General features: G+C 60.9%; 12 protein-coding genes. 10 read left to right on the top strand and 2 right to left on the bottom strand.

Going from position 1 to position 14,231, the window contains the following annotated elements; translation table 11 throughout:
* Positions 1-11 precede the first annotated feature (11 nt).
* Complete coding sequence (locus BLP23_RS25875; RefSeq protein ID WP_233426818.1) at positions 12-959, top strand: pyridoxamine 5'-phosphate oxidase family protein; 948 nt, start codon at positions 12-14, stop codon at positions 957-959.
* A gap of 206 nt (positions 960-1,165) precedes the next feature.
* Positions 1,166-2,929 carry an adenylate/guanylate cyclase domain-containing protein gene (locus BLP23_RS25870; protein WP_092587610.1) on the top strand — a complete coding sequence of 588 codons (1,764 nt, stop codon included), beginning with the start codon at positions 1,166-1,168 and terminating at the stop codon, positions 2,927-2,929.
* 44 nt (positions 2,930-2,973) lie between these two features.
* Here the strand turns inward: BLP23_RS25870 and BLP23_RS25865 are convergent, their stop codons facing one another.
* A complete protein-coding gene (locus tag BLP23_RS25865) occupies positions 2,974-3,876 on the bottom strand; it encodes a DMT family transporter (RefSeq protein WP_092587609.1) in 903 nt (300 codons plus the stop codon).
* 149 nt (positions 3,877-4,025) lie between these two features.
* On the opposite strand from BLP23_RS25865, the gene BLP23_RS25860 reads away from it, so the two are divergent.
* The gene (locus BLP23_RS25860; protein WP_092587608.1) at positions 4,026-4,883 is read left to right on the top strand and encodes a helix-turn-helix domain-containing protein; all 858 of its coding nucleotides are present in this window, start codon (positions 4,026-4,028) and stop codon (positions 4,881-4,883) included.
* Positions 4,884-5,090: 207 nt separating this feature from the next.
* A complete protein-coding gene (locus BLP23_RS25855; RefSeq protein WP_092587607.1) occupies positions 5,091-6,353 on the top strand; it encodes a glycerate kinase type-2 family protein in 1,263 nt (420 codons plus the stop codon).
* Here BLP23_RS25855 and BLP23_RS25850 read toward each other — a convergent pair.
* Positions 6,331-7,389 carry an AraC family transcriptional regulator gene (locus BLP23_RS25850; protein ID WP_208603203.1) on the bottom strand — a complete coding sequence of 353 codons (1,059 nt, stop codon included), beginning with the start codon at positions 7,387-7,389 and terminating at the stop codon, positions 6,331-6,333. The genes BLP23_RS25855 and BLP23_RS25850 overlap by 23 nt on opposite strands.
* A gap of 144 nt (positions 7,390-7,533) precedes the next feature.
* On the opposite strand from BLP23_RS25850, the gene BLP23_RS25845 reads away from it, so the two are divergent.
* The 6 genes from BLP23_RS25845 to BLP23_RS25820 all read left to right on the top strand — a co-directional run bounded on the left by BLP23_RS25845 (position 7,534) and on the right by BLP23_RS25820 (position 14,226).
* Positions 7,534-8,301, top strand: a complete 768-nt coding sequence (locus BLP23_RS25845; protein ID WP_092587606.1) for a 3-hydroxyacyl-CoA dehydrogenase — start codon at positions 7,534-7,536, stop codon at positions 8,299-8,301.
* A gap of 21 nt (positions 8,302-8,322) precedes the next feature.
* Positions 8,323-9,510, top strand: coding sequence for an acetyl-CoA C-acyltransferase (locus BLP23_RS25840; protein WP_092587605.1), 1,188 nt, complete (start codon positions 8,323-8,325; stop codon positions 9,508-9,510).
* A 12-nt stretch (positions 9,511-9,522) separates the two neighbouring features.
* Positions 9,523-10,650: an acyl-CoA dehydrogenase family protein gene (locus BLP23_RS25835; RefSeq protein ID WP_092587604.1), complete on the top strand. Its 1,128-nt coding sequence runs from the start codon at positions 9,523-9,525 to the stop codon at positions 10,648-10,650.
* Between the two features lie 65 nt (positions 10,651-10,715).
* Positions 10,716-11,948 carry a 3-methyl-2-oxobutanoate dehydrogenase (2-methylpropanoyl-transferring) subunit alpha gene (locus BLP23_RS25830; protein WP_092587603.1) on the top strand — a complete coding sequence of 411 codons (1,233 nt, stop codon included), beginning with the start codon at positions 10,716-10,718 and terminating at the stop codon, positions 11,946-11,948.
* A 1-nt stretch (position 11,949) separates the two neighbouring features.
* Positions 11,950-12,963, top strand: coding sequence for an alpha-ketoacid dehydrogenase subunit beta (locus BLP23_RS25825; RefSeq protein WP_092587602.1), 1,014 nt, complete (start codon positions 11,950-11,952; stop codon positions 12,961-12,963).
* Positions 12,964-12,966: 3 nt separating this feature from the next.
* The gene (locus BLP23_RS25820) at positions 12,967-14,226 is read left to right on the top strand and encodes a dihydrolipoamide acetyltransferase family protein (protein ID WP_092587601.1); all 1,260 of its coding nucleotides are present in this window, start codon (positions 12,967-12,969) and stop codon (positions 14,224-14,226) included.
* The last annotated feature ends 5 nt before the right edge of the window (positions 14,227-14,231 follow it).

Here is a 14,231-nt window from a genome sequence, read left to right as displayed (position 1 = left end):
GGAGTATTGCTGTGGAAAGCCCGACTTTGTTTGCGTCGCCATGGCATCATGGTGAAATCGCTCTCCAGACGCGGCTCGGCGTCCAAGCGCGAATGGATGAGGTCGGGCGCCGCGTCGTGCGCGATCATCTGATCGACCAGCACAGGGAGTTTTATCCGCTGCTGCCGATGGTGGTCTTGGGGGCCGTGGACCGAGACGGAGACGTCTGGGCCACTCTTCGTTCCGGTCGGCCGGGCTTTCTCCATGCGCCGGATTCCGCCAGGCTCTGCGTCGACCTGGAAAGGGAGTTTGCCGATCCTGCCGAAACCGGCATGGACCACGGCTCCCCTCTCGCCCTTCTTGGCATCGATCTCGACACGCGCCGCCGCAACCGCTTGAACGGCACATTGCACCGGCATGCGGGCGGCTTCGATGTTCTGGTCGATCAGAGCTTCGGCAACTGCCCGAAATACATCCAGCTTCGGCAGGTCCGGTTCGTTCGCGATCCGACGCGACCCTCTTGTGTGCCACCGCGTGAAAGTTCTACGCTTGACGGTGCGGCCCGCGCACTGGTGGAGCAGGCGGATACGCTTTTCGTCGCTACCTATGCAGACGTTTCCGGAGCTCGACAGGTCGATGTCTCGCATCGCGGCGGTCGTTCGGGCTTTGTCCATATCGGCAAAGACGGGTGGCTGACGATTCCCGATTTCACCGGCAACCACTTCTTCAACACACTTGGCAATATCATGCTCAATCCGCGCGCCGGGCTTGCGTTTTTTGACTTTTCGACCGGCGACCTCCTGCAACTGACCGGCGAGGCGGAGCTGTTGTTCGATTACCCTTGCGTCAAGCCCTTAGATGGGGCCGAACGCTACTGGCGTTTTCGTCCACGCCGTGTTGTCTGGCGCGCTGACGCACTGCCGATCCGCTACGACTTTGCCGAATGGTCACCGTTCGCACTCGCCACCGGCACTTGGTAGCAGTCGCCAGTGCAAGAGCGTCGCAATCGGCAATTGCCGTCCCCATCTCCGGTGGCGCCCCACGTATAAAAGCATCAACTAATTTAGATAGTCGATTTCCTCGACGTGCTGTAAAATCGAATGTCGGGCGTCCGAACCGGGAGATTATCGTACTCTGGGTTAGCGCTCTCGCGAAAGAACGTCATTCTTGTTTGTTGGCACATGAAATGGAACAGAGATTAGCCGCGATCCTGGCGGCCGACATGGCAGGCTACAGCCGGCTGATGGAGATCGATGAAGCAGGCACACTGGCCCGCTTGAAAACTCACCGAATCGAGCTGATGGACCCCGCGATTGCGAAGAACAAGGGTCACATCATTAAGACGACCGGTGACGGCATGCTTGTCGAATTCCAGAGCGTTTCTGATGCGGTAAAGTGCGCCGTGGAGATCCAGCAGCGTATGAAGCGGCGCAATTCGGACGTGCCCCAAGATCGGCGGATCGAATTCAGGATCGGGATCAACCTCGGCGACATCATTTTTGACGAGCAGGATATTTTTGGTGACGGTGTGAATATTGCTTCTCGGATCGAACAATTGGCAGATGTCGGCGGCGTCTGCATCACCGCGGCCGTAGCGACACAAATTGTCGACCGGCTCGAAGTCGCCATCGAGGATCTGGGAGAAAAGACGCTTAAAAATATAAGCCGTCCGGTTCATCTCTTTCGCCTCGGGCTCGAAGCGTCCACCCTCCCCGCTCGATTGGACGGATCGGATGCGAACCGATCTGTCGCGAAACCTTCGATCGTTGTGCTGCCATTTATCAACATGAGCGGCGACCCCGATCAGGAGTTTTTCGCCGATGGTCTTACTGAAGACATCATCACCGAACTATCCCGCCGTCACGAGCTGTTCGTCATTTCGCGCAATTCGAGCTTTGTTTATAAAAACCGCGCCGTGAACGTACGCGAAGTCGCGGAAAAGCTTGGGGCTCAGTACTTGGTGGAGGGAAGCGTTCGCAAGATAGGCGACAGGGTTCGTGTGACCGTGCAGCTCATCGATGCAATCAGCGATGCTCATATCTGGGCAGACAAATACGATCGGAAGCTTGACGACATATTCGCGATACAGGACGAGGTGACGGGCGCGATAGTGGCCACTTTGCCCGGTCGCGTCGAAGCAGCCCAACGCGACCAGCTTGCACGAACAAAACCAGCGAATATGGCCGCGTACGAGTGCGCGCTTGCCGCCAAGGTGCTGCATCACAAGGGCACTGTCTCGGACAATCAGCAGGCGCAATTGCTTATAGACAGGGCCGTCGCGCTAGACCCAGGTTATGCCCATGCCCATGCGTGGCGTGCGTGCATTCTGGGCCAAGCATGGGTCAACGGCTGGTGCGAAGACAAGGATGCAGTTTGGGATGAGATCGTTGCCGCGTTGGATCGGGCCCTGGCGCTGGATGACAACGACGCTGACGTCCACCGAATTTTGGCAGCGGTGAACGTCAATAACAATGCCTTGACCACAGCGCGGTATCACCAGGAGCGCGCGCTTTCCCTCAATCCAAATTATGACCTGGTGGTGGTTCAGCAAGGCGAGCTTTTGACGTGGCTCGGGCGGCCCGAAGAGGGGATAGAATGGATCCGTAAAGCAATGCGGCTCAATCCTCATCACCCCGAGCGGTTTTGGAGCCACCTTGGAAAATCACATTTTGCCGCGCATCAGTACGGCGAGGCAATCGAAGCATTTATGCATCTGTCAGTTATGGACCAGGTCCAGCACGCCTTCGTCGCTGCATGCTACGGCTGGCTCGGTGATGAAATCGCCGCTAAAGGTCATCTCGAGAAAGTAAGAGCGCTTGCCCCGCAATTTGACATACCGTCATTTCTTGCAACGATGCACTACGCTCAGGAATCCGATGTTCAACACCTTCGCGACGGCCTCGTCAAAGCGGAAAACAACCGCGACGACACATCACCAAAGGCAGTTTAAATTGCGGATTTACTAGCGGCAGGACCGCCTGCCAGATCCAGCACTCACGTCGGGCTTGCTGGTGCGGCTCGCTGCAGCCTGATGGGCCTGCCGAACATGATGACGTTGCCGCCAAGCGCGAAGATGAGGCCGAGCACGGCCTCGGCGGTCCAGACATAGCCTTCAAAGAGTGTCGAGACCGTTAAGGCGACGAGCGGAAACAGCACTGTCGCATAGGAGGCGCGCGCCGGCCCCCATCGGCCAACGAGGGCCAGATAGGCGAGGAAGCCGACGACGCTTCCCGGGATCGCAAGATAGAGCAGCGCGCCCGTATAGACCGGCGATGGATCGAAAGTAAGAGGCAGGCCGCGGACAAGTACAATGGTGCCCAGCGCTGCCACGCCGCAGACCATCGCATAGGCCGTCGTCGACGAAAGATCGAGCCCCAGCCTTTGATGGCGAGCGGAGAGGAAATTGCCGAGCGAGAAGCAATAGGTGCCGGCAAGTGCCAGCAGAAGGCCAAGTCCGCCCTGAGGCGTGGTGTGGAGAGCGCGCATCTCATCTGCAAAAAGAAGCATCAGGCCGACGAGTCCAACGGCGCCTGCCAGCATCACACGGCCGCTCGGGCGATTTCCTTGAAGGAGCCAGCCGTTCGCCGCGTTAAATAGGGTTGCCATTGCAAAAACGACCGAGACGATGCCGCTCGGCAGCATGCCGGCGGCATAATAGAAGCAGAGAAAATTGCAGCAGAACAGGCAAAGGCCCTGAGCGCCGACCGTTAGCCAATGCTTCAATGGCGGTTGCGGCAGGCGCCGGCGCAGCGCCAGCAATCCAAGCAGCACAATGGCTGCGAGCGCGAAACGGTAGAGGATCGAAACCTCCGCGGGCACAATGCCGACCTGCAGCTTGATCGCAAACCACGTGGTGCCCCAGATAAGGACGGTGAGAACGAAGAGAAGCGGCGCCATGAGCTGTCTTTCCTGTCGGAGGCATTGAACGGCGTCTTCTATGGCGCTGCACCACCTGCCGCTATCATGGACTTGCGCGACTATCGAAATCTTGCGGTCTTCGGCAGTACCCAGTTGCAGGAGATGCCGCCGCGGCCTTATGAGAAAGCATGCAAACGGGATCGATTTCATCCGCTTTGGAAGGTGTGGGCGCCAAGCTGCTGCGGCAGGTTGATCTCGGCGGCGGCCTGACGATTGCGCAATGGCGAAACTTCGCCAACAGCCGCCTTTCCTATCGCGATCCCGGGCACCACACCGTTAGCCTTTATCTGGATGGTACCGTGCGCCGCATGGACAGCGGGCAGTCGGGGATAGGCTCGTCGGGAGCGCTCTGTCTGTTACCGGCAGATGGTGACAGCGCCTGGCATGTCCTCCGCGACGTCTATTTCTGTCATATCTACATCTCTCAGAGCCGGTTCCAGCGGCTGGCCGGCGAGGTCTTCGATCGCGACAGCCGAACCTTGACGCTTCCCGACTTGAGTTTCTTCTCCGATGGCTTCGTTGCGGACATCATCAACCGGGCGATCCTCCCGAATGATTGGTCGGAGAGCACCAACCGCCTTTTGCTTGCCCAGGCAGCTGATCTCATCTTGCTTGAAGTGCTGCGCAAGAACGGTCCGGTGCGATCCAGCAACTTCGTGCTCCAGGGCGGGCTTTCGCCCCATAATTTGAAACGCATCACACAATTGATCGATGCCGATCTCGCTGGCGACCTCAGCCTCGACCGGCTTGCCGCGGAGGCAGGCCTCAGCTCCTATCACTTCGCCCGGATGTTCAAAGTGACCACGGGCCAGACGCCTCACCGTTTCGTGCAGGAGCGGCGGCTTGCGGTGGCTTACGAAATCGTCCGCGCCGGCAAGGTCAGTATCACCGAAATCGCAGCTGCCTGCGGATTCTCGACACCGGCGCATTTCGCCGCAAGCTTCAAGGCGAAATTTGGCACGAGCCCATCGGCTATCCGCGTCTGACACCACGCAAGGGCGTTCGTGCCGACAGGCCAACGACGCTGCAAGGTCGCATGGGCCTCGCCTGGGATCATGCGATCGATGTCTTATCGCAGATACACGAAATCGCCCGAACCTGCCTTGCCTAAGAGACCAATCTCTTGGAAGCTGCCGCGAAGGAGATGCCGGTGCGTCGACACGTCCGGCAGTGCAGATTCGAAAGATTTACTTGTGGCTGTTTCTTCCCCCCGCACTTTTTTGACATCGCTTTTTCACGCCGCTGTCCGTGCCGCCGATCCCCTGTCGGGTATCAAGGCGCATCTGCCTGCGAAGCCAAAAGGCAAAACGGTGGTGATCGGCGCGGGCAAGGGAGCAGCACAAATGGCTCGCGCGTTTGAAAGCGTCTGGGACGCGCCGCTTGCTGGCGTGGTCGTGACGCGCTACGGCTATGGCTGCGAAACACAAAAGATCGACATCATCGAAGCCGCCCATCCGGTGCCGGATGCCGCAGGTCTTTCCGCATCGAAGCGGCTGGTCCAGACGGTAAAGCATCTGGGGCCGGAGGATCTGGTGATTGCGCTGATTTGCGGCGGCGGCTCGGCCCTTCTGCCCGCACCACCCGCAGGCCTGACACTCGATGATGAAATCGCGCTGAATGAAATGCTGCTGGCCTCCGGAGCGCCGATCTCGGCGATGAACGTCGTGCGCAAGCATCTATCCACCATCAAGGGCGGGCGGCTCGCGGCGGCCACGAAAGCGCGCGTCGTCAGCCTGATCGTCTCGGATATCCCGGGAGACAATCCCGCCCATGTCGCCTCAGGTCCCACTGTTCCCGATCGCTCCACCCGGCATGAGGCGATCGAGATCGTCCGGCAATATGGCCTGCAGCTTCCGAAGGCAGCGCTCGATCACCTGGGCTCACCGGCCGCAGACGCCCCCCTTGCGGACGATCCGATCTTTGCAGGACACGAACATCACATCATCGCTTCGGCCGGCGTATCGCTCGAGGCCGCCGCTCAACTGGCGAAGTCCAATGGCATCACCCCCGTGATCCTGTCGGATTCGATCGAGGGAGAATCCCGTGATGCTGCACTGGTGCACGCGGCAATCGCCCGTGAGGTGCTTGTCCGCAACCGACCGTTCGAAAAGCCGGCCGTCATCCTCTCGGGCGGCGAGACCACCGTGACACTGCGTGCCAAAGGTGGCAGAGGCGGGCGCAACGGGGAATTTGCGCTTGCCGCGGCACTCGCGATCGACGGACACGACATCTATCTCCTGGCAGCCGACACCGACGGTATCGACGGCTCGGAAGACAATGCCGGCGCATTTGCCGACGGCACCACCGTCAGGCGCCTGCGCGAAGGCGGCCTCGATCCCCGCCGCCTGCTTGATGGCAACGACAGCTATTCGGCCTTCCAGGCCATCGGCGACCTCTTCGAGACTGGCCCGACAGGCACCAACGTCAACGATTTCAGGGCGATCTTGGTTCGCTGATGACTGAGCCAGGCGCCGGCGTCTTAATTGCCTGCACCGCTTGCCTGCTTTCCCGGCGGAAAGCATCCGGGCTCGTCGACATCCATTTGCGGAAGGCCCGGAAAAATGCGCTGGGTTCGGAATAGCCGAGTTGTGTGGCAATGTCGCCGATCGTCTTTGGCGTATTGAGCAGCATGTCGACGGCCATATCTCGGCGGATATCATCCTTGATGCCGGCATAGCTTTGCCCTTCGTCACTCAGGCGATGACGCAGGGTGGAAGCCGGCATTCGCAGGTCGGCCGCAAGGTCCACGAAATTCGACCAGGCAGCCGGCGGCAGCCTGCTCAGTCTCCGGCGGACACTGGAAGCGAACCCAGCATCATAGCGATAGCGCACGAGGATGTTCGCCGGTGCGCCACGCAGGAACTGTTTTAGTGCCTGCTCGGTCCGCGAAACCGGCAGGTCCAGCATGGCACTGTCGAAACCCAGCCGGCTGACCGGTTGAGAGAATCCGACCGGGGCACCGAAGAAGAGCCGGTAATCGGCTCCCTGTTTTGGCTCATCACAGCGGAAATCGACAAGCCGGATGGGGATCCGGCGGCCGACCAGCCAGCACGTGATACCATGCAAAATGATCCAGTAGGTGCGATAGGCGAAAGCCGAGCGAGGCCCGCCGGCGTCCGCAAGCTCGATCTCAGCCAGGCCGTCACGGACGACGAGTTTGCCGCGCGGATCCTCCAGGACGACATTGAGGAAGCGCAGTGCCCGGCGTAACGCCTGGCCGAGGCTTCGTGCGTGCAGCACGCAGTGGCAGAGCAGCGTGAAACTTCCGCTGCGCATCGGCCTTGCGCCCATTCCGAAGAATTCGTCATCGAGCTCGGCCGCAATCGCGAGCCACAGTGCACCGTAGCGCTCGGCCGATATCGGCTGGTCGACACGCTGAGGCAGTCCGAGCGCAGCAATGAGCGGGGCTGTCGGTTTTCCCATCCGGCGCAAGCTTTCGAGTGCCTCTTCGACGAATCCTGGTGCGATCATGCGCCTTTCGAGTTCAGTCATCGCCTTTCCTCTGCGTGTGGTAAAATTGTCCAAAAATATGAAGCAGTTCTGTCATCGCTTGCAATAGTGGGACGACATAAAGTCCGTGCTATTCTGGCTGGGCGCTACATGAGAGGAGCATCGTAGGGCTGTGGGAGATGATCCATGCTGATTCGTGGAGGAACCTTCATCGTCACAGGCGGCGGGTCCGGTCTTGGCGCAGCAACCGTGCGGATGCTGGTCGAAGACGGGGCGTGCGTCGTCATTGCGGATCTTAATGAAGAGGCAGGTGAGACGGTCGCCGCACAGCTCGGCGCGCAGGTTTCATACGTGTGTGCCGACGTGACCAGCGAGGAGGACGGTGCGCGCGTTGTCGCCGCTGCGCTCGATACCTTCGGTGGCCTGCGTGGGCTCGTCAATTGCGCCGGCGTTGCCCCGGCCGAAAAGGTCATTGGACGTGATGGGCCGCATCGGCTCGAGAGCTTTTCGCACGCGATCGCCATCAATCTGATCGGCACCTTCAACATGACCCGCCTTGCCGCGTCCGCCATTCAGCAACAGGAGCCGGATGGCGAAGGCGAGCGTGGCGTCATCATCAATACCGCCTCGGTTGCCGCCTTTGACGGCCAGATCGGCCAGGCGGCCTATTCCGCCTCCAAGGGTGGTGTGGCCGCTATGACGCTGCCAATTGCCCGCGAGCTTGCCCGCCACGGTATTCGCGTCGTGTCAATCGCTCCCGGCATCTTCGAAACACCGATGATGGCAGGCATGCCGTTTGAGGTTCGCGAATCACTCGGCAGGAGCGTGCCCTTCCCGCCGCGGCTCGGCCGGCCTGCTGAATTCGCCGCTCTGGTGCGCCATATATGTGAAAACAGCATGCTAAACGGCGAGGTCATTCGCCTCGACGGCGCATTGCGGATGGGCGCCCGTTAGGCGCCGTCAGGGAGGAGTAAAATGCCATCGCAGGATCCTGTCGTGATTGTCGGCTCGGCACGTACCCCGATCGGCGGATTTCAGGGCGAGCTCAAGGATGCTACGGCGCCCGCGCTCGGAGCCGCCGCAATACGAGCCGCACTTGAACGCAGCCGCGTCGAGGCCGGGGCCGTTGATGAAGTGGTGTTCGGATGCGTGCTGCCGGCCGGCCAGGGCCAGGCGCCGGCGAGGCAGGCGGCCATCGGCGCTGGCCTTGCCTTTTCGACCGGCGCCAGCACCGTTAACAAGATGTGCGGCTCCGGCATGAAAGCGACGATGATTGCTCATGACCTCATTGCCGCAGGAAATGCCTCGATCACCGTCGCCGGCGGCATGGAAAGCATGACGAATGCGCCCTATCTCCTCGATCGGGCACGTAGCGGCTACCGGCTCGGCCACGGGCGCGTTGTCGATCATATGTTCCTCGACGGGCTTGAGGATGCTTACGACAAGGGACGTTTGATGGGCACTTTCGCGGAAGACTGCGCCGAGGCCTATCAATTCACACGCGCCGCACAGGATAATTATGCAATCGCCTCGCTGACGCGGGCGCAAAAGGCGATCGAGGCCGGCTTTTTCGATGAAGAGATCACACCGGTGACCATCAAGACCGGCAAAGGCGAACTGACGGTTGCCCATGACGAACAGCCGGGCAAGGCAAAACTTGAAAAGATTCCGGCGCTGAAGCCTGCCTTCCGCGACGGCGGGACGGTGACCGCTGCCAATTCAAGCTCGATTTCCGATGGTGCGGCCGCCCTCGTCCTCATGCGCCGCTCGGAGGCCGAACGCCGCGGATTGCAGCCGCTTGCCACGATCACTGCCCAGGCTACCCATTCGCAGGCCCCCAATCTCTTTGCAACGGCGCCGGTCGGTGCTCTTGAGAAGCTTTCCGATCGCGCCGGCTGGTCGTTTGATACAGTCGATCTCTTCGAAATCAACGAGGCTTTCGCCGTCGTCGCCATGGCTGCGATGCGCGATCTCCATCTGCCGCACGACAAGGTCAACGTGCATGGTGGCGCCTGTGCGCTTGGCCATCCGATCGGTGCATCGGGAGCACGTATCATTGTCACGCTGCTTGCGGCTCTTAAGCGATACGACCTGAAGCGCGGCATGGCCGCACTTTGCATCGGCGGCGGCGAGGCAACTGCAGTCGCCCTCGAACGGCACTAAGGGAGGAAGCAGATGATTCTTTCCGACCTACAGCAGCAAATTCGCGATCTCGCGCGCGATTTCGCCCGCGAGCGCCTGGCCCCGGGCGCAGCCGCCCGCGACCGCGATCACGCCTTCCCCCGCGAGGAACTGAAGGAAATGGGCGAGCTCGGCCTGCTCGGCATGCTCGTTCCGGAAGCCTTTGGAGGCTCCGACACCGGCACTGTCGCCTATGCTGCCGCGCTCGAAGAGATCGCCGCCGGCGACGGTCCGTGCTCGACCATCATGAGCGTCCACAGCTCGGTTGCCTGTGTGCCGATCCTGAAATTCGGCAATGAAGAACAGAAGCAGCACTTCTTGCCGAGGCTTGCGAGCGGCGAATGGATCGGAGGTTTCGCACTGACCGAGGCCCAGGCAGGCTCCGATGCCTCAAACCTGCGCAGCCGCGCGCGCCGCAACGGCGATCATTATGTGCTCGACGGCGCCAAGCAGTTCATCACGTCGGGCAAAAATGGCCAGATGATCATCGTCTTCGCAGTCACCGATCCCGAAGCCGGCAAGAAGGGTATCACCGCCTTCATCGTGCCGACCGATACACCCGGTTACGAGGTCATCCGTGTCGAAGAAAAGCTTGGCCTCCATTCGACCGATACCTGCCAGATCGCCTTCAACGGCATGCGGATCCCCGCCGAGCAAAGGCTCGGCGCGGAGGGGGAAGGTTACCGGATTGCGCTTGCCAATCTCGAAGGCGGGCGGATCGGCATTGCCGCGCAGGCGGTTGGCATGGCACGCGCGGCCTATGAGGCGGCGCGCGACTACGCGCGCGAGCGTGTCGCTTTTGGCAAACCGATCATCGAGCACCAGGCCGTCGCCTTCCGCCTTGCCGACATGGCGACGCAGATCGAGGCCGCGCGCCAGCTCGTCCTCCATGCAGCGGCATTGCGCGAAGGCGGCCTGCCCTGTCTTTCGGAAGCGTCGATGGCGAAGCTCTTTGCCTCCGAAATGGCAGAGCGGGTCTGTTCCGACGCGATCCAGATTCATGGCGGCTACGGCTATATGGCCGATTATCCGGTCGAGCGGATCTACCGGGATGTCCGCATCTGTCAGATTTATGAGGGAACGAGCGATGTGCAGCGCATGGTGATTGCGCGCAATCTGTAACACCAAGGATGAGCCGTCGCTTCCTGGAGGAGAGGAGCGGGCGGCAAAGGGAGGAATGAGACCATATGACGGAATTCGCTCAACTGAGCTTGCACGTCCCCGAACCCGCCGTCCGTCCGGGCGGCCAGCCTGATTTTTCCAACGTCAAGATCGCCAAGGCAGGCGCGGTACCGCGACCTGAAGTGGATGTCGCGTCAGAGGACATCCGCGAGCTCGCCTATTCGATCATCCGCGTACTTAATCGCGACGGTGAGGCAGTCGGCCCGTGGTCGGGCATGCTTTCTGACGACGAACTGCTCATCGGCCTTCGCCACATGATGAAGCTCAGGGCTTTCGATGCCCGCATGCTGATGGCGCAACGCCAGGGAAAGACATCCTTCTATATGCAGCATCTCGGGGAGGAAGCTGTCAGCTGCGCCTTCCGCAAGGCGTTGCGCAAGGGCGATATGAACTTTCCGACCTATCGCCAGGCGGGACTGTTGATCGCCGACGACTATCCGATGGTCGAGATGATGAACCAGATCTACTCGAATGAGAGCGACCCGCTGCACGGCCGGCAGCTGCCGATCATGTATTCCTCGAAAGACCACGGTTTCTTCACGATCTCCGGAAATCTCGCCACGCAATATGTTCAGGCAGTCGGCTGGGCGATGGCGTCGGCCATCAAGAACGACAGCAAGATCGCCGCCGGCTGGATCGGCGATGGCTCGACAGCCGAATCCGACTTTCACTCCGCGTTGGTTTTCGCCTCCACGTACAAAGCTCCGGTGATCCTCAATATCGTCAACAATCAATGGGCGATCTCGACGTTCCAGGGCATCGCCCGCGGCGGCTCCGGTACTTTCGCTGCCCGCGGTCTCGGCTTCGGGATCCCGGCGCTGCGTGTCGACGGCAACGACTATCTCGCCGTCTATGCCGTTGCCTGCTGGGCAGCCGAGCGCGCCAGGCGGAACCTCGGCCCGACGCTGATCGAATATGTGACCTATCGCGTCGGCGCCCATTCGACGTCTGACGATCCAAGCGCTTATCGTCCGAAGACCGAGTCTGAGGCCTGGCCGCTTGGCGATCCGGTTCTTCGCCTGAAGAAGCATCTGATCGTCAGGGGCGTCTGGTCCGAAGAACGTCATCTTCAGGCGGAGGCCGAGATCATCGACGAGGTCATCGAGGCGCAGAGAAAGGCAGAGCAGCACGGCACACTGCATGCCGGGGGCAGGCCTTCCGTGCGCGACATCTTCGAGGGCGTCTATGCCGAGATGCCGCCGCATATTCGCCGCCAGCGGCAGAAAGCGGGTTACTGAGATGGTCAGAATGACGATGATTGAGGCCGTGCGCAGTGCCATGGACGTATCAATGGCCCGCGACGACAGCGTCGTGGTGTTCGGCGAGGACGTCGGTTACTTCGGCGGTGTTTTCCGCTGTACGCAAGGGCTTCAGGCAAAATACGGCAAGACCCGCTGTTTCGATACGCCGATCAGTGAATCCGGCATCGTCGGAACGGCGATCGGCATGGCGGCCTACGGGCTAAAGCCGTGCGTCGAAATCCAATTTGCCGATTACATGTATCCTGCCTACGACCAGATCACTCAGGAGGCCGCCCGCATCCGTTACCGCTCGAACGGCGATTTCACCTGCCCGATCGTGCTGCGTATGCCAACCGGCGGCGGTATCTTCGGCGGTCAGACGCACAGCCAGAGCCCGGAGGCGCTCTTTACCCATGTCTGCGGCCTGAAGGTTGTCGTGCCTTCCAATCCTTTTGATGCCAAGGGCTTACTCATCTCTTCCATTGAGGATCCGGACCCGGTGATGTTCCTGGAGCCGAAGCGGCTCTACAACGGTCCCTTCGACGGTCATCATGAGCGCCCTGTCACTCCCTGGTCGAAGCATGACCTCGGCGAAGTACCTGACGGACATTATACCGTCCCGATCGGCAAGGCCGAGATCAGGCGGTTGGGATCAGCCGTGACCGTCATCGCCTATGGTACCATGGTGCATGTGGCGCTTGCAGCTGCGGAAGATGCCGGCATCGATGCCGAAGTCATCGACTTGCGGAGCCTCCTGCCCCTCGATCTCGATACCATCGTACAGTCGGTCACGAAGACCGGCCGCTGCGTCGTCGTCCATGAGGCAACGCTTACGTCCGGCTTTGGCGCCGAAGTGGTGTCGCTCGTGCAGGAGCATTGTTTCTACCATCTGGAAGCGCCGGTCATGCGTGTCGCCGGTTGGGATACGCCCTATCCGCACGCACAGGAATGGGACTATTTCCCCGGGCCTGCGCGTGTCGGGCGGGCACTTGCAGAAGTCATGGAGACGTAAGCCATGGGCGAGTTCACGATCAAGATGCCCGATGTCGGCGAAGGCGTGGCCGAGGCTGAGCTTGTCGAATGGCACGTGAAGGCCGGTGACCCCGTGCGCGAGGACATGGTGATCGCCGCCGTCATGACGGATAAGGCGACGGTCGAAATCCCTTCTCCCGTTACCGGCACCGTCGTCTGGCTCGGTGCAGAGATCGGCGACCGGATCGCCGTAAAGGCGCCGCTGGTGCGCATCGAAACGGCCGGTGAAGGCGGCGAGAGTAAGACCGAAATCCCTGCGGCTGTACCACCCGCGAAAGCTCCTGAGCCACCGTTGCCTGCATTAGACCTCACAAAGGCAACGGTACCAAAAGCCGGTATTGCGCCTCGTGCAGTTGCTGCGATGCCCGCCGAAAAGCCGCTCGCCTCCCCTGCCGTCCGGCTCCTTGCCCGGGAAAACGGCGTCGATCTCAGGCAGGTGACGGGAAGCGGTCCTGCCGGCCGTATCCTGCGCGAGGATATCGACCAGTTTCTCGCGCACGGCGCGGCCTCATTCCCGGCGCAAGCGGTTCCAGGAAGAAAGACTGCCACGGAAGAGATCAAGCTTACCGGCCTTCGCCGGCGCATTGCCGAGAAGATGTCGCTGTCGGCCTCCCGCATTCCCCACATCACCTATGTCGAGGAGATCGACATGACGGCTCTGGAGGAACTGAGAGCCACCATGAACCACGACCGCAGGCCGGAACAGCCGAAGCTTACCGTCCTGCCGTTCCTGATGCGGGCGATCGTCAAGGCGGTTGCCGGACAGCCAAACCTCAACGCCACCTTCGACGATCACACAGGCGTACTCACCCGTCATGCGGCCGTCCACATCGGCATTGCCGCGCAAACGCCCGCCGGGTTGGTGGTACCTGTCGTGCGACATGCAGAGGCGCGCGGCATCTTTGATTGCGCCAGCGAGATGAACCGGCTTGCGGAGGCGGCGCGCACGGGTTCAGCGACGCGTGATGAGCTCGGCGGCTCGACGATCACCATCAGTTCGCTCGGCGCGCTCGGCGGCATCGTCTCGACGCCTGTGATCAATCATCCCGAAGTCGCCATCATCGGCGTCAACAAGATCGCCGTCCGTCCGGTCTGGGACGGCACGCAGTTCGTGCCGCGCAAGATGATGAACCTCTCCTCAAGCTTCGACCATCGCATCGTAGACGGATGGGATGCTGCCACCTTCGTCCAGCGCGTCCGGGTTCTTCTCGAAACTCCGGCACTCATTTTCATCGAAAGCTGAGTTTT

The sequence above is a fragment of the Rhizobium mongolense subsp. loessense genome, assembly GCF_900099775.1.
GTDB lineage: Bacteria > Pseudomonadota > Alphaproteobacteria > Rhizobiales > Rhizobiaceae > Rhizobium > Rhizobium loessense.
This window is presented reverse-complemented; position numbering and strand designations above follow the sequence as displayed.

Bases quoted from the DNA above. Each gene is read 5' to 3' on its own strand.
- BLP23_RS25870 (WP_092587610.1), top strand. From the start codon at position 1,166: ATGGAACAGAGATTAGCCGCGATCCTGGCGGCCGACATGGCAGGCTAC.
- BLP23_RS25865 (WP_092587609.1), bottom strand. From the start codon at position 3,876: ATGGCGCCGCTTCTCTTCGTTCTCACCGTCCTTATCTGGGGCACCACG.
- BLP23_RS25860 (WP_092587608.1), top strand. From the start codon at position 4,026: ATGCAAACGGGATCGATTTCATCCGCTTTGGAAGGTGTGGGCGCCAAG.
- BLP23_RS25850 (WP_208603203.1), bottom strand. From the start codon at position 7,389: ATGACTGAACTCGAAAGGCGCATGATCGCACCAGGATTCGTCGAAGAG.
- BLP23_RS25845 (WP_092587606.1), top strand. From the start codon at position 7,534: ATGCTGATTCGTGGAGGAACCTTCATCGTCACAGGCGGCGGGTCCGGT.
- BLP23_RS25840 (WP_092587605.1), top strand. From the start codon at position 8,323: ATGCCATCGCAGGATCCTGTCGTGATTGTCGGCTCGGCACGTACCCCG.
- BLP23_RS25835 (WP_092587604.1), top strand. From the start codon at position 9,523: ATGATTCTTTCCGACCTACAGCAGCAAATTCGCGATCTCGCGCGCGAT.
- BLP23_RS25830 (WP_092587603.1), top strand. From the start codon at position 10,716: ATGACGGAATTCGCTCAACTGAGCTTGCACGTCCCCGAACCCGCCGTC.
- BLP23_RS25825 (WP_092587602.1), top strand. From the start codon at position 11,950: ATGGTCAGAATGACGATGATTGAGGCCGTGCGCAGTGCCATGGACGTA.
- BLP23_RS25820 (WP_092587601.1), top strand. From the start codon at position 12,967: ATGGGCGAGTTCACGATCAAGATGCCCGATGTCGGCGAAGGCGTGGCC.